At 62.5% G+C, this 15,295-nt stretch carries 14 protein-coding genes, 1 tRNA gene and 1 pseudogene; 6 read left to right on the top strand and 10 right to left on the bottom strand.

Features of this window, described 5'->3' with window-relative positions; genetic code table 11:
- Positions 1-79: 79 nt before the first annotated feature.
- The 5 genes and pseudogenes from NO887_RS10210 to NO887_RS18580 form a co-directional block, all read right to left on the bottom strand.
- Positions 80-1,093 (bottom strand): ABC transporter permease, encoded by a 1,014-nt coding sequence (locus NO887_RS10210; protein WP_256418186.1) that lies wholly within the window; start codon positions 1,091-1,093, stop codon positions 80-82.
- Positions 1,090-2,223 carry an ABC transporter permease gene (locus NO887_RS10205; protein ID WP_256418185.1) on the bottom strand — a complete coding sequence of 378 codons (1,134 nt, stop codon included), beginning with the start codon at positions 2,221-2,223 and terminating at the stop codon, positions 1,090-1,092. The genes NO887_RS10210 and NO887_RS10205 overlap by 4 nt, the downstream gene beginning before the upstream one ends.
- Positions 2,220-3,830, bottom strand: a complete 1,611-nt coding sequence (locus NO887_RS10200) for an ABC transporter ATP-binding protein (protein WP_256418184.1) — start codon at positions 3,828-3,830, stop codon at positions 2,220-2,222. The genes NO887_RS10205 and NO887_RS10200 overlap by 4 nt, the downstream gene beginning before the upstream one ends.
- Positions 3,831-3,877: 47 nt before the next feature.
- Entirely contained in the window at positions 3,878-4,993 is a 1,116-nt protein-coding gene (locus NO887_RS10195; RefSeq protein WP_256418183.1) for a BMP family lipoprotein, read from the bottom strand.
- A 99-nt stretch (positions 4,994-5,092) separates the two neighbouring features.
- Positions 5,093-5,269 (bottom strand): annotated as a pseudogene (locus NO887_RS18580) (RNA-guided endonuclease TnpB family protein); the annotation flags it as partial.
- 112 nt (positions 5,270-5,381) lie between these two features.
- On the opposite strand from NO887_RS18580, the gene NO887_RS10185 reads away from it, so the two are divergent.
- The gene (locus NO887_RS10185) at positions 5,382-5,828 is read left to right on the top strand and encodes an FKBP-type peptidyl-prolyl cis-trans isomerase (RefSeq protein WP_256418384.1); all 447 of its coding nucleotides are present in this window, start codon (positions 5,382-5,384) and stop codon (positions 5,826-5,828) included.
- A gap of 151 nt (positions 5,829-5,979) precedes the next feature.
- Here the strand turns inward: NO887_RS10185 and NO887_RS10180 are convergent, their stop codons facing one another.
- Complete coding sequence (locus NO887_RS10180; protein WP_256418182.1) at positions 5,980-7,098, bottom strand: Gfo/Idh/MocA family protein; 1,119 nt, start codon at positions 7,096-7,098, stop codon at positions 5,980-5,982.
- Between the two features lie 39 nt (positions 7,099-7,137).
- A complete protein-coding gene (locus NO887_RS10175; RefSeq protein WP_256418181.1) occupies positions 7,138-8,106 on the bottom strand; it encodes a sugar phosphate isomerase/epimerase family protein in 969 nt (322 codons plus the stop codon).
- A 112-nt stretch (positions 8,107-8,218) separates the two neighbouring features.
- Between NO887_RS10175 and NO887_RS10170 the strand changes: the two genes are divergently transcribed.
- Positions 8,219-8,914 carry a DJ-1/PfpI family protein gene (locus NO887_RS10170; protein ID WP_256418180.1) on the top strand — a complete coding sequence of 232 codons (696 nt, stop codon included), beginning with the start codon at positions 8,219-8,221 and terminating at the stop codon, positions 8,912-8,914.
- Positions 8,915-8,951: 37 nt separating this feature from the next.
- Here the strand turns inward: NO887_RS10170 and NO887_RS10165 are convergent, their stop codons facing one another.
- Positions 8,952-9,428, bottom strand: a complete 477-nt coding sequence (locus NO887_RS10165; protein WP_256418179.1) for a universal stress protein — start codon at positions 9,426-9,428, stop codon at positions 8,952-8,954.
- Between the two features lie 81 nt (positions 9,429-9,509).
- On the opposite strand from NO887_RS10165, the gene NO887_RS10160 reads away from it, so the two are divergent.
- From NO887_RS10160 to NO887_RS10145, 4 genes are all read left to right on the top strand, one after another.
- Positions 9,510-10,019 carry an Lrp/AsnC family transcriptional regulator gene (locus NO887_RS10160; RefSeq protein WP_256418178.1) on the top strand — a complete coding sequence of 170 codons (510 nt, stop codon included), beginning with the start codon at positions 9,510-9,512 and terminating at the stop codon, positions 10,017-10,019.
- 324 nt (positions 10,020-10,343) lie between these two features.
- Entirely contained in the window at positions 10,344-11,828 is a 1,485-nt protein-coding gene (locus NO887_RS10155) for a proton-conducting transporter transmembrane domain-containing protein (protein ID WP_256418383.1), read from the top strand.
- Entirely contained in the window at positions 11,818-14,271 is a 2,454-nt protein-coding gene (locus tag NO887_RS10150; RefSeq protein ID WP_256418177.1) for a DUF2309 domain-containing protein, read from the top strand. The genes NO887_RS10155 and NO887_RS10150 overlap by 11 nt, the downstream gene beginning before the upstream one ends.
- A 151-nt stretch (positions 14,272-14,422) precedes the next feature.
- Positions 14,423-14,809 (top strand): DUF7718 family protein, encoded by a 387-nt coding sequence (locus NO887_RS10145; RefSeq protein WP_256418176.1) that lies wholly within the window; start codon positions 14,423-14,425, stop codon positions 14,807-14,809.
- Positions 14,810-14,815: 6 nt separating this feature from the next.
- On the opposite strand, the gene NO887_RS10140 is transcribed toward NO887_RS10145, so the two are convergent.
- Together NO887_RS10140 and NO887_RS10135 are read right to left on the bottom strand one after the other, a co-directional pair.
- A complete protein-coding gene (locus NO887_RS10140; protein ID WP_256418175.1) occupies positions 14,816-14,950 on the bottom strand; it encodes a hypothetical protein in 135 nt (44 codons plus the stop codon).
- A gap of 208 nt (positions 14,951-15,158) precedes the next feature.
- A tRNA-Tyr gene (locus NO887_RS10135) sits at positions 15,159-15,232 on the bottom strand.
- Positions 15,233-15,295: the final 63 nt, after the last annotated feature.

Genomic DNA, 15,295 nt, shown 5'->3' with positions numbered 1-15,295 from the left:
GTCTCAGAGTTGTACGGAAATCTTCGATTTCCGTGATGCCGAGACGCTCCGCGTCTCGAACCACTTGACTCCGAGCGGTTCACTCTTCGGTCTCGTACGGCTCCCCGACCATCGACGGGACCCGCGTTTTCCCCCACGCCGTGAGTACTACGAGTACTGCGGCATACGGGAGTAGATTGACGAGGCGGGCAGGAACTTCAATCCCGACAGTCTGGAACTGGACGTTCAACATGTCAAGCGCGCCGAACAGCAGTGCCGCCGCCGCCGCGCCGATCGGATGGTAGTTACCGAACAGGTACGCGACAATCGCGATCCATCCGCGACCGTCGACCATCGTCTGTCCGGTCCCGACGAAGTTGCCGGCGTGCGCGAGCAGCACGGCACCGCCGAGCCCCGCCATCGCGCCGGAGAATATCACCGTCGCGTAGCGGACGCGGTTGACATCAACGCCGGCGGTGTCGAGCGCCTCTGGGTTCTCGCCGGCCGCTTGGACCCAGTAGCCATACCGTGTCCGGTAGAGGACCACCCAGCCGGCCCCGACGAGGAGCGCCGCGAGGAACACCAACGGTGACTGGCCGAGTGCAAGGGTGTCGACGCTTGTGAGTCCGGGGCTCGACCGACTTCCCCAGACCAGCGCCGCAGTGAACGGTGCGAACCCGAGGCCGACGAACCACACCGCCAGCCCGGCCACGATTTGGTCCGCCTTGAACCGAATCAAAAGGACCGCAAAGAGAACCGACAGGGCTGCCGCGACCAGCATCGAGACGGCGATTGCGATCCAGACGTGTCCCTGCGTCGGCGAGGTACCGCCGAGCGCGAACATCGTGCCGGCCGCGGTGAACGCGCCGACGATCATGAACCCCTCAAGCCCGATGTTGAACACCCCGCTCTTCTCGGCGTAGAGCCCGCCGAGGGCCGCGAGCGCGATCGGCGTCGCCATCTCCAGCGACCGGGTGACGAAACCCGGTGTGAGGATCCGGTCGATCCCGCCGTCAGCCGGCGCGCTCACGAGCACGCCGGCGAACACCGCTACCAGTAGTCCGAGGCCACCGAGGCGCAGGCGAGAGACTCGCGTCCCGTCGAGGAGGCTCATTTGCCCTCACCCCCTAGCCCCGTGCGAGCGGCGATCATCCGGAATAGTTCCGGCGCGGCGACGAAGAGGACGACGAGCCCAACGATACCGTCGATCAGTTGGACGGGAACGTCGCTGTTGATCTGCACGTGCGAGCCCGCCGACTCGAGTCCGCCGAACAACAGCCCCGCAGGGAGAACACCGAGCGGGTTGTTGGCAGCCAGCAGGCTCACGGCGATCGCGTCGAACCCGTAGTTGCCGATGCCGGATGGGTCGGTGTAGTACCCCTGAATCATGATCACGAACAACGCCCCGGTTAGTCCAGCAATCATGCCAGACAGTGTCATCGTCGCGATGATCATCCGCTTTGCATCGACGCCGGAGTACGTCGCAGCAGTGTTCTGGTACCCGCTCGTTACCATGTCGTAGCCGAATCGGGTTCGGGCCATCAGCACGGCGACGAGTGCGACGACGGCGACCATGACGACAAGTCCGACTATCGACAGATTCGGATCGTCGAACACCACCCGCGGTAGCCCAACGCTCTCCGGGAGCCGTCGCGTCCGCGTCGCCGTCGCCTCGGGGTCGCCAAAGGGCCCCGCGACAAGCCATCCGACGAACCCGGTGGCGATGAAGTTCAACATGATCGTCGTAATGATCTCGTTGGCGTCGCCGTACGCCTTCATGACGCCGGGGAGCGCTCCGTACAGCCCGCCGGCGACGACGCCCGCGAGGCTCCCAGCGAGCATCAGCACCACCCCACCGAGAGCTCCGGTGGGGATAAAATTCGCCAGCCAGATGATCGCGACGACGGTCGTGAATCCGCCGACGACGAACTGCCCTTGTACGCCAATGTTGAACACACCGGCGCGAAACGCAACCGCGACAGCGACGCCGGTGAGAACGAACAATGTCGTACCCCGGAGCGTGCGAGCGATCGCCCGCTCGCTTCCGAACGCCCCCGCGAGCAACTGCCCGGCGAATCGAACCGGATCGTAGCCGGCGACTGCCGCGATCGCGAGCCCGATGAGCAGCGCCGTGGCGGTCGACGCGATCCCGATGCCGACCCGTTCGAGGACACTTGCCCGGAGCAGGCGATTGGCGGCTGCCTCCAGCGCGGCACGTGCGCGACCAGAGTCCGCGCCGCTCACGCCGCGACACCCCCGTCAATGTCGTCGCCCCCGTCGCGGTCACTCTCGTCCTCGCCGTCGACGGAACCACCAGCCTCACTGACATCCAGCGATTGGCCAGCCATCAGGAGCCCGAGGTCGGATTCGCTGACCGCGTCCGGATCCACAATATCAATGAACTCTCCTTCATACATCACGGCGATCCGGTCGGCGAGCTTTTGGATCTCCTCCAGTTTGGAGGAGACGACGAGAATGCCGATACCGTTGTCCCGAAGCGACATCAGCTGATCGTGAATAAACTCGATCGATCCGATATCGACCCCGCGCGTGGGGTGGGAGGCGACAAGTACGTCGGGTTCGTGGCCAATCTCTCGGCCGACGATGAACTTCTGTTGGTTCCCGCCTGACAGTGACTGTGCCTCGGCGTCCGGGTTCGGCGGTTGAACGTCGTACTCCTCGATGATACTCTCGGCGTGGTCATCGACCGCGTCCCAGTTGATGATGCCCTCGGTGGCGTACGGCACGACCGTCTGGTTTCCGAGGAGGGCGTTCCGGCGAAGGCTATATTCTTGGACGAGTCCCTCGGTCTGTCTGTCTTCGGGCACGTACGCGATCCCGTCCTCGATGCGGGCGCGCCGACTACGGTTGGTGATATCGGTCCCACGTAGGCTGACAGTCCCGGAGTCAGGAGGACGGAGTCCGGTGATTCCCTCGACGAGTTCGGTTTGACCGTTCCCCTGTACGCCGGCGATACCGACGATCTCGCCCTTGCGGAGCGTGAGATCGACCTCCGAAACCTGCTCGCGGCCACGGTCCCCGGTCACACGAAGCCCATCAGCTTCGAGGACGGGAGCACCCGGCTCTCCCTCTCGATCGAGACGATCGAAGAGTACTTCTCGGCCGACCATCATCCGTGCCAAGTCTTGTTCTGTCGTGGTTGCAGCCGAAACAGTTCCAACTGCTGCACCGTCTCTAAGGACCGTAATATCGTCAGCGATCTCGAGGGCTTCATCGAGCTTGTGCGAGATGAAAATCAGCGATCGACCGTCATCGCGAAGGTCGTTCATCACCGCCATCAGACTGTCGACCTCTTGGGGCGTGAGGACCGCTGTTGGCTCGTCGAGGATCAGTATCTCGGCACCGCGATAGAGGCTCTTGACGATCTCGACGCGCTGTTGGGTCCCCAGATCGAGGTCCTCCACTGGTGTGTCAAGGTACTCGTCGACATCGAATCCATACCGCGAGCAGATCGCTTCGATATCGGCCTTGGCGTCGTCCTTATCAACCAGTCCGTTCGCGGTCGGCTCGTGTCCGAGGACGATGTTCTGGAGCACCGTCATCGGCTTGACCAACTGGAAGTGCTGGTGGATCATCCCAATGCCAGCGTCCATCGCATCCCGTGGGGATTCGAACATCTGATCCTCGCCATCGATTTGGATCGTCCCTTCGTCTTGGTTGTAGAGCCCGTACAGGACGCTCATCAGCGTGGTCTTACCAGAGCCATTCTCGCCGAGAAGCGCGTGGATGGAGCCGGGTTCCAGCGTGAAGTCGACACCGTCGTTCGCGACGACATCGCCAAATCGCTTGGTTATCCCGTTGAGACGGACCGCAGGTGCGTTTCGCGTCATCGTGTTCTCATGGTGGGTAGTATAAATACAACGGAGCGCGGGGGCGCTCAGCAGCTGGTCGGACCGCAGGTCAGGTCAATCTCGTCGTTCTCGAAGCCGGTCTTTGCCTCCTCGATGCGCTGACCGAGCGTGTCGGGGAGCTCGCCCTCGAACGCCTGCCCGACGATGAAGTCGATGCTTCCCTGCTCGATACTGAGGTTCTGCTCGCCGACGTACTCGGAGAAGTTCCCCTCGACGACTGCGCCGGAAACAGTGTATGTAGCCTCGTTGAGCGCCTTCACGGCCGATCCGAGGATCACGTCTTGGTACTGCTCTTCGGCCACCGACTGGTCGACGTCGACGCCAAGCGCGAAGCGCCCGTTGTCTTGGGCCGCCGAGAAGACGCCGCCGCCGGCCGCCGACGCCGCGTGCCAAACGATGTCGGCACCGTCGTCGATTTGTGATTCGGCCACATCGTTAGTCGCCCCGGTGTCTGAGAAGCTCCCCCCGTAGCCGGTGAGTACCTCAATTTCGTCATCAACCCACTCGACGCCCTCAATATACGACTGCTCGAAGGCGTTGATGAGCGGGATGTCCTCGCCGCCGACGAACCCGACCGTCATCCCGTCAGGATCAGTCGAACTTCCCTCGTACTCAAAGTCCTGCTGGGTCATCACACCCGCCGCGACGCCGGCGAGGAACGACATCTCGTTGTTCATCTCGATCCAGCCGGAGACGTTGTCGGCCCCCTCGATGACGTTGTTGATGAGCATCCAGTTCTGGTCTGGATACTCACTTGCATTCGTCGACAGTGGGTCGGTGTGGTTGTCGCCCACGCAGACGATAAGGTCGTAGTCGCTCTCAGCCGTGTCGGCCTGTATTGACTCGTACTGGGCCTCTTCGGTCGCCTCGACGGTTGTGTACGTCAGGTCGTAGTCGTTCGACGCCTCTTCGAGCCCTTGCACCGCGTTGTCGTTGAAGGCGTTGTCGTCGAAGCCGGCCGGGCTAGAAATAATAGCCACCTCGGTTCCGGTTCCTCCGTCGCTGCCGTCTCCTCCATCGCCGCCGTTCCCACCGAGACAGCCGGCGAGCGCGGTTCCCGTTGCGAGCGCGCTCCCCGATGCGAGCACTGTTCGCCTGTTGAGCGTCGCCGCCCCATCGCTCGATTTTTGGCCATTTGTCATGGATGTGTCTGGTGGTTTGTAATCATCCATTATAAATACAGGTGCCACAGAATTTCGCTTCCGAGTTAATTTTTACTAGGTGAGTTACCCTACCCTACTCTACTCGCTCACGGCTGATACCGTTCGCTCCTTGAGGGAAGGGCTTCCTGATTCAACGACGCGCTTTGCAGACACACGCGTGTCCACAGGGAGCGCAGTCTCCACAGGCGTTGACGAGAGCAGAACTCTCGTCCGCACATCAGAATCGCCTTGCGATTCTGGGGACGTTGATTCGGAGTATCACTCTGAACGATCAAATATCTGACTCGGCAGCGACAGATCTCTCGATACAACAGACTTTCCGTGTGGCGCTTCTCGTGTTCGTATGGCGATAGCTACTGGCGATTCTGTGACGCTTGAGTACACGGGACGACTTGATGATGACACAGTGTTCGACACCTCACGGCAATCCGTCGCCGAGGAGACGGGCCTCGCCGAGGCTCAGCCTGACCGCGAGTACGCGCCGCTGACGGTCGAAATTGGTGATGAACAGATTATCGAAGGGATGGAAGAGGGGCTGATCGGCTTAGAGGCCGGGGAGACAGAGACCCTGACGATCCCGCCGGAGAAGGCCCACGGCGAGCCCAGCGACGACCAGATTCAGGAGTTCGAAACTGAGGAGCTCAAAGAGATGCTCGGTGGTCAGACACCGGAGGAAGGTGCCTATCTCGAAGCCCAGAACGGCGGCCAAGGCGAAGTCGTCCATGTCGACGAAGAGGTCGTCCGGGTGGACTTCAACCCGCGTCTCGCCGGCGAAACGCTGACCTTCGACATCGAAATTATCGACATCAACTGAGATCGAACGGCGGCGGTGTCAGCGACCGGTGATAGCGGCACCGATGGGAATACTATCCATTTATTTGACATATCTCCCGCGTTGAAGGGCGAGGATTCCCACGGCACCGCGCCGCTGGGTTGGGATATTGTGGTTCATAGGGCGGAGTAGCTCACACGGTCACCCACTGGCCAAGGTCGTCACTGCGCTGGATAGCATCGAGAATTTGCTGTACCCGAACGCCGTCTTCAAAACTCGGTGCAAATTCACTATCACCAGCGATAGCCGAAAGGAATTCGTAGTTTTCATGGACGAAAGTGTGTTCCCATCCAAGAACGTGACCAGGTGGCCACCAGTGATCGAGGTAGGGATCGTCCTCATCAGTAACAAGGACTGTTTCGTACCCTCGGCTGTCGCTTCGTAGGACCTCGAGTTCGTTCAGTCGCTCCAGTGAGAAACGTAGACCCCCCTTTGATCCCTGTATTTCTACGGTGTGGTCATTCTTGTGGCCCGTTCCAAAGCGCGTCGCCTCGAAGGTACCCATTGCGCCGTTTTCAAACTCGATCTGGGCGCTATAGGCGTCGTCGACAGTTACGGATCGCATCTCCTCTCCGTCGGTAGTTGGCCGTTCATTCACGAATGTCTGGAGATGGCCCGACACTCGTTCCATCGGTCCGGTGGCTTGGCCGACGACAAAACGAGCAAGATCGAGTGTGTGCGCACCCAAATCGCCGAGAGCGCCGCTACCCGCCAACTCCGTATCATTTCGCCACGACCACGGTACATCAGGATCTACAAGCCAGTCTTGCAGATACCGTCCTCGGACATGGTGAATCTCGCCGAGTTTCCCCTCGTCGACAAGTTTCTTCGCGTACTGAATAGCCGGGACAAACCGGTAGTTGAACGCGCACCCGGCGGTGACGTCCGCGTCATCGGCCGCCTGTGCCATTTCTTCGGCCTCGTTGAGCGTCGGTGCGAGAGGTTTCTCACAGAACACTGGAGTACCTGCCTCCAAGGCCGCAACCGAGGGTTCGTGGTGGAGATGGTTCGGGCCGAGGTTGTAGAAGACATCGACGTCATCAACCACGTCCTGCCAGTCTGTCGCGGTGCGGTCGAAGTCGAATCGATCAGCTGCATCGGCCAATGCCTCTTCATTTCGACCGACGATTACGTCGCGGTTCACGTCTGGTGCATTCGGGAAGAACATGGGTAGACGCGCCAGTGCATTCGAATGCGCTTTTCCCATGAAACGATAGCCGAGGATACCGACATTGAGGGGTTCTGTTGTCATTATGTTGTTGTGAGTGGTGTCCGTGTTTGGTGTTTTGTTCTATTCGGCCCAGTAGGCGTCACCGGGTTGGGTTTCAAAAACAGCACGAGAGAGGACATCGATGGCCTTTTCCAAGCCCTCCCGGGGGCTAGTGAGTGAGTCTTCGTGTTCGATCGAGAGGGCACCGTCGTAGCCAATCATGCGTAACGTGGAGACGACATCCTTCCAGTGATTCCCGTCGTGACCGTACCCGATAGAACGGAACAGCCACGCTCGGTTGGGTTCGTCGGTGTATCTGGTTGTATCGAGAACACCCTTTTCGCGGGTGTTAGAGTCGTAGACCTTGGTGTCTTTTGCGTGGACGTGATGGATGGCATCTACCTCGCCAAGGAGGCGAATAGCCTCGGTGACATCTATCCCCTGCCAGTAGAGGTGGGAGGGATCGAAGTTGGTCCCAATATGATCGTTAGTTGCCTCACGGAGACGAAGCATACTGTGTGGTTCATAAACGAGCATATTGGGATGCATTTCGATGGCAACATCAACGTCGTGGGCCGCCGCATGGTCGGCAAGGTCAGTCCAGTACTCTATTGCCACGCCCCACTGATACTCGTGAGCGTCGGCATGTTCGCTGGGCCAAGGTGCGGTGATCCAGTTTGGTACCTCGTCTTCCGGACCGCCGGCAGGCAGGCCCGAGAAACAAGTGACCGTGTTCACGTCAAGTTGAGCTGCGAGTTCGATAGCCTCGCGAAGTTCCGTGTCAGCCTCGCTGGCGCGTTCCTCGTCAGGGTGAAGTGGGTTATTATGTGTCGCCAGCGCGCTCACGGTCGTGTCGTACTCAGCGAGTAGCTCGCGCAGTTCAGCCTGTTTCTCGTCGTTGTTGAGATAGGTGATTCGGGTAAGATGATCTTCGCCTGGATAGCCACCACAGCCGAGTTCGATCGTATTGACGCCGAGGTTGTCGAGGTAATCAAGCACGTCTGGTAGCGGTTGATCACCAAGGGGAACTGTTAGAACGCCAATTTCCATACAAATATTCCTAATAGATGTAGTAATAAAGGTGATGAATGAGTCAAGGAATTGAGAAGTATCAGCGTGTCGACGGGACAACACACATGTCGGTTCCCGTCTCACGAGCGGTATGAACGTCGACGTGTTAGTGTACGATGGCTTCGACGAACTCGACGGGATTGCCCCCTACGAGGTGTTTGACCACGCGTTCGCGGGTGCGTTGGATGACGTACCACCAAACGAGGAGCGTGACGACTCACACGAACGGGATGAGGATTCACGCGATGCGACCACGATCGATTCGGGCCGCGTCCGGTACGTAACGCTCGACGAACACGAGACGGTGACCGCGAGCCACGGGACTCGAATCGGTGTCGACGGCGCGCTTCCGGAGCCGACCGCCGCGACTGCGCCCGACCTGCTCGCCGTTCCCGGCGGCGGGTGGCGAGCGCGTGACGAGGAGGCGAGCGCGTGGGCCGAAGCACAGCGGGGCGACATACCCGACGTGCTCGCACGGTACCACGACGCGGGCGTCACGATCGCGTCGGTCTGCACCGGATCGATGCTGCTGGCCGAGGCGGGCGTCACCGACGGGCGGCGGGCGGTCACCCACGCCTCCGCACTCGACGAACTCCGCGAGTCCGGCGCGCGCGTCGTCGACGCACGCGTCGTCGACGACGGTGACCTGATCACCGCGGGAGGGATCACCGCCGGCATCGACCTCGCGCTGTACCTCGTCGAACGGGAACTCGGAGCGTCGATCGCACAACGCGTCGCGACCGTGATGGAGTACGAACGGCGAGACGGCATCGCCGGACGGGAGTGACAACCGAAGTCAGCGGCGTTGCGACGGTCGGGCGCGGTCAGTCGTCCCCGTCGTCGGGGAGGGGTGGGGCGTCGCCGGGGCTCTTGCCCGCCTCGCTGCTCGTCGTGTCGCCGTCGGCGTCGACGGTGATGACGGTGCAGTCGAGTTCGCTGCGGAGGAACGAGTCGATGTCCGGGTCGGAGAGCAGTTTCTGGACCATGCGCCGCCAGCGCCCCGCCTGCTTCGAGCCGATGACGACGACATCTGCACCCTCGGCGACGATCTCTTCGAGGATGGTCTCCTCGACGAGGAAGCCGCGGCGGACGACGTACCGCGCCCGATCTAGCCGGCCGAGGCGCTCTTCGACCGCGCGCTTGAGGTCGCTGCGAGAGACGCCCCCGGAGTTCTGATAGAGGTCAACGTGGAGAATCGTGAGGTCGGCGTCGCTTTCCTCGGCGACGCTGACGGCCTCGCGCAGCGTCGCCTCCGAGTGGGACGACGGGGGGTATCGAACCGGGACCACGACGAGGGTCATAGGGGAATCGTTGCACACCGGGGATAAATACGCTGTCGGTGACATCAAAAGGTAAAGTGGCTCTGTCTCGGAGAGACGGGTATGGCCGACGAAGAGATCGACGACGTGGACAAGGCGATCTTGTACGCGCTCCAGGAAGACGCGCGGAACATGTCATCTGGCGACATCGCAGAGCGGACCGATACCTCGGACAGCACCGTCCGCAAGCGCATTCAACGTCTCGAATCCGACGGCGTGATCAAGGGATACAGCGCGAGCGTCGACTATCAGAAGTCGGGGTATCCGCTCCGAATGCTGCTCTACTGTACCGCGCCGATCACCGAACGCGGCGACATTATCGACGACGTTCTGGAGATCGACGGCGTGGTCTCGGTTCAAGAGTTAGTCACCGGCGAACAGAACCTCCTCGTGACTGCCGTCGGCGAGACGGACAGCGACATCACGCCCGTCGCTCAGGCGCTCCTCGACATGGAACTCACCGTCGCCGACGAAGTGCTCGTGCGGACGCACGAGACGACACCGTTCGGGAAGTTCGACTCCGAGAACGACGCTCAAAACGACGCCGAAAACAACGCCGAAGACCCGTCCTAGCCGGGCATTGCTCCGGGAAGTCCGACGACTGATGTCTTCCCAGTCGACCAGTGTCTCCCCAGACGACCGGTGTCTCCGCCGCCAATCGACATCTCTTCTCACGAGCAATGTTCTCTCCCGACACGGCGGCAGAACCCACACTACTCCGGCACGGTTGACTACCGATCCAAAAGACCATAATGTTCTTTAATGAGATAAATTCGAACAGTTTGTGAATACAAACAGATTTAATACGTATTCTGTTCTTGAGAGTAGATGGACGCGACCGAAAGCGGATCTCGAACCCGACTCGAACGTCGGGGTGGTCGCACGATGGACAGCACGATGTCAGGACACAGTTCGAAACCGACGGTCGGAGCGCTTCCGGACACGACGGTCGAGTCACCGTTTGTGCCCGCCGTACTAACGTGGCTCGTGTGGTCGCTTTTCGCCGCGAGCGTCGCCGTCCTCGTCGCCCGGGTTCGAATCGACGGCGCGTGGGAGATCCCCGGCGTGATCGCCGTCGACGGGCTGACCGTCCTGCTGTGGGTGGTCGTCACCTTCTTCAGCGGCATCGTTCACAGCTACTCGCGCCGCTACATGGCCGGCAGCACTCACGAGACGAGGTTTTTCTGCAACGTTTTCGGCTTCACGGCGGCCGTGATGGGTCTCGTGGCCGCCGACCACATCGCACTCTTCGCCCTCCTGTGGCTCGCGATGGGGCTCGTGATGGCGAACCTCATCGGCACCGTCGACGGCTGGAGACAGGCGCGGGCCGCCGCGCGGGTCGCCCGGCGGTACTTCCTCGCGAGCAGCGCGCTCCTCGGTGTCGCGCTAACGGCGCTGTGGTGGACGACCGGCGCAACGTCAATCTCTGGTATCGTCGCTGCCGCTGACGGTCTGGGCGGCCCGGTGTGGCTCGTCGGCGTCGCCGCGCTCGTGCTCGCGGCGATGATCCAATCCGCGCTGGTCCCGTTCCACGGCTGGCTGCTCTCCTCGATGACCGCTCCGACCCCCGCCTCGGCGCTGATGCACGCCGGGTTCGTCAACGCGGGCGGGATCCTGTTGACTCGGTTCGCGCCGGTCGTGACCGTCGACGCCACGCTCATGCTCGCCATCGTGGTCGTCGGCGCGACGAGCGCCCTGCTCGGGAAACTGCTCAAGACCGTCCAAGCGGACAGCAAGACCGAGTTGGGCTGCTCGACGGTCGGTCAGATGGGCTTTATGATCATGCAGGCCGGCCTCGGTTTCTTCGGGGCCGCCGTCACGCACCTCGTCCTGCACGGATTCTACAAGGCGTATCACTTCCTCAGCGCGGGCGGACAGGTCGAACACACCGCTCCGGCTGAGGAGGGCACCGGCGCTCCGAGCCTCGCGGGCACCGCGATCGTCCTCGCGACCGGCGTCGCCGGCGGCGTGCTGTTCGCGGCCCTCACCGGGAAGGGAACGAGCCTCGACAGCGGGCTCCTGCTCGTGTTGTTCGTCGCGCTCACGACGCTGCACGCGGCCCACAGCGCCGTCACGCAGACGGACCTCTCGAAACGCGCCCGCTACGGCGCGGTCCCGCTCGTGTTCATTCCGGCCATCACCGTCTACGCGCTCGTCTACGAGGCGATATCGGCCGTCCTGTCCGGGCTTCCGGTCGTCGCGGCCCCGACGCAACTGAGCGCCGTCCACGCGCTCGTCGCCGTCGTCTTCCTCGTCGTCTACGTCGCGATAGAACTGGGCGTCCACGAGCGGAGTCAGCGCCTCTACGTCACGCTGGTGAACGCGAGTCAACCCGCGTCCGGTACCGTACTGACTGCCACGGAGGAATACAATGAGTACTGAACACGCGATCGAAGACCGCATCGACAAGGCAGCAGCCACCGTCGGCTCCGTGTGGCCGATCCACTCGTTCGTGACGGCCAACCCGCTCTCGGGCTTCGAGGATATGCCGTTCGACGAGGCCGTCACGCAGGCGTCGGCCCTCTTCGGCGGCCGTGGCTATCCAAGCCCCGAGACGTTCCGGGCGGCCCTCGACCACGGGCAGATCGATCCGGACGCGCTCCGCTCGGAGCTGAACGAGCGCGGCTACGACGCCGACCCTGACGCCCTCTTAGAACAGATGGACACCGGCGAGCCGGAGCCACCGGACACCGACGCGGAGCGGGTCGATCGCGTGTTGACGAAGTGGCTGTCGGCGTTCCTCGACGAGGGGCAGGCGCAGTGGCCGATGCCGAACCGCGAGGACGGGTTCTACAGCGCCTTTCGCTCGGTGGTCGCAGTCGACGGCCGGGTTCCGGACGATGAGACGATCACGGACCTCCCGGCGTCGCCGATGGAGACGATCGAGTCCGTGCTCGAACCGCACCCGGAGAGCCAGCTGGTCCCCATCTTCGAGGAGCAGTTCGCCGCGCTCCCCGGATGGACCGGCCTCATCAAACAGCGCGCTGACGACGACGGGGCGTGGCAGTCCGCACACCCGATCACGCTCGAAGGCTACCTCGCGGCCCGGTTCGCGCTGCTTTCCGCCTTCGATGTCGATATCGACCCGTCGATCGGCTCCGACGACGCCGAGACTCGGCCGGGCGACGCGATCGCCGAGGCGTTCCTGAGCGCGTGGGAGGCGAGCTACCGCGGTGACCTCGTCGACCGCGTCGCCGCCGAGAGCCGGGCCCGTGCTGAGATCGAGGGCCGCAACGAGACCCAGACCCACGGGACTGAGTCGCGCGACGAGAGCGAGTCGGCCGATCGCCCCGACGCGCAGCTCGTCTTCTGTATCGATACGCGCTCGGAGGTCATTCGCCGTCACATCGAGGCGACCGGTGACTACGAGACGCACGGGTACGCGGGCTTCTTCGGCGTTCCCGTGGAGTATCAGGAGTACGGATCCGACGTGTCGGTCGCCGCCTGTCCGCCCATTCTGGACCCGAAGCACCGCGTCTCCGAGGTCCCGACTGACGGCGACGCGCGGGCGACCCACGACCGCTTTTCGGGCTTCCGGGAGGCGGCGGGCGAGGTGATAGAGACGCTGAAGACGAACCCCGCCACCGCATTCGGCTTCGTCGAGAGCGCCGGAAGCGGCTACGGGCTCGCGCTCGCGGCTCGCACGCTCGTCCCCGACCGCGTCCGCGACCTCGTCGGAGTCGCGGACGACGCGACGCCGGACAGCCACGAGTTCTGCGAGCAGCGCGTCCACCACCAGCACACCGACGACGCCGACCTCCCCGTGGGACTGACTCGCGAGGAAAGAGCGGAGTACGCCGCGACCGCCTTCGAGCTGATGGGATGGGAGGAGTTCGGTCGCCTCGTCGTCTTCACGGGGCACGCGAGCGAGACGGCGAACAACCCGTACGGTTCGAGCTTGGACTGCGGTGCCTGCGCCGGCAACCCCGGCGGGCCGAACGCCCGGATCCTCGCGACGATCTGTAACGACGACGCCGTCAGGGCCGACCTGCGCGACCGCGGGATCGACGTTCCCGACGACACCGTCTTCGTCGCCGGCGAGCACAACACGACGACCGACGAGATCGAGCTGTTCGACGAGCCCGTCCCCGAGAGCCACGAGGCGGATCTCGACCGGCTGCGCGCGGACCTCTCGACCGCGCAGGAGACCGCGACGGCCGAGCGCGCCGAGTCGGTGGGGGCAGACGGCTCAGAGGGCGTCGCCGAGATGGAACGTCGCGCCGCCGACTGGGCGGAGACGCGTCCCGAGTGGGGGCTGGCCGGCAACGCCGGATTCGTCGTCGGCCCGCGCGAACTGACGAGCGACCTCGACCTCGACGGGCGCGCTTTCCTCCACTCGTACGACTACTCGACCGATCCCGACGGCGACGCGCTCGAAGCGATCCTCACGGGTCCGCTGGTCGTCACCCAGTGGATCAACGCCCAGTACTACTTCTCGACGGTCGACAACGCAGTCTACGGTAGCGGGTCGAAGGTGACCCAGAATCCGGTCGGCAACGTCGGCGTGTATCAGGGCAACGGCGGCGACCTGATGACCGGCCTCCCCCAGCAGTCGCTGATGGCTGCCGACGACACGCCCTACCACCAGCCGCTCCGCCTCTCGACGGTTATCCACGCGCCGGTCGATCGCGTCACCGACGCGCTCGCCGACCACGAGGAGGTGAGCGAACTGCTGGACAACGACTGGCTCTCGCTGACCGTCGTCGACCCGACGCGGGACCACCGCGCGTTCCACTACGAGGAGGAACTGGAGTGGACACCGGCATCCGAAGCGGTTGATGCGGAGGCGACAACGCCGACCGCTCCCGCCGTCGCGGACGATTAGGTCCGCTCTGGGGGCGTCGCGTGCTCGCTCGCGTCATCGAGAGCGACCAGCGGGCCGATGAGCGAAGCCCGCGCCGGTCACTGAGTGATTTGCCCGTTCCGCAGAATAGGGCGTTTTTTAGCGTCTGCCTACTCTCTGACTAATCAGAACCGTGGGAAACGTACCCGATTTCGACGATCCAGATATCGATTACAGGTCTCCGCTTCAGTACGGAGTCACCCGTATCCGGGTAGAGATCGGGACGCTAGGCGGAAACGTTCGATGGTTCGTAGTGCAACTTGAGAAGAACACCGGAAACAGAGTCGGATTCGAGCAGGACTGGGGACAGGTGGCCCGGTTCGACCATCATCCGGAAGCCGAATGGGGACACGATATTCGCGAAGAAGGTCTCCACATCGATCTCTACAGAGGCGATCAGAAGGTAGATGTACGGCGGAATTTTCCAGACGTGCCGCTCAACAGAGCGCCAGCGTACTGCGAGAAGTACCTAGATCAGATGGAAGAGGAAATACTGCGGTCCTTCGGTCCGGACAAGTAACTACTCTCACTCGTCTTCTGGAACCGACTCCAGATCATCGAAATCGGGGATTTCGTACCCTTCAGCGGAGAACTTTTCGCGAGGCTCGCCCGTCGCCTCAGCTAGTTCTTCGTCCGCGTTTGGGGATTTATGAGTGGGCATCGTACGATCGTATTACGATCCGACTGTAATAAGTTGTGGGGTCACAGCCCACAACGCGGGCCTGATAAGTGGATATTGAGATGCGAACCCATCATCTGGAATGCCGAGAACGCCGCGTGAGCGGCGAGTTCTGCTCGCTTCGATCTGCTCTCGGGGACGGGGAGGGAAAGTCGATCTACAGTCGACTCTGAATCGGCTGGAAAGGAAGTCCGCCCTCCCCGAATTGAACGGGGGACAAGTCGATCTACAGTCGACTGCTCTACCAGGCTGAGCTAAGGGCGGTCACTGAATTATAGCCGCCGGATCCAACTTAAGGGTTCTCTTTCGCCACCGGTGTGAGCAGTC

This window comes from Halorubrum laminariae, assembly GCF_024494655.1.
GTDB classification, from domain to species: Archaea; Halobacteriota; Halobacteria; order Halobacteriales; family Haloferacaceae; genus Halorubrum; species Halorubrum laminariae.
This window is presented reverse-complemented; position numbering and strand designations above follow the sequence as displayed.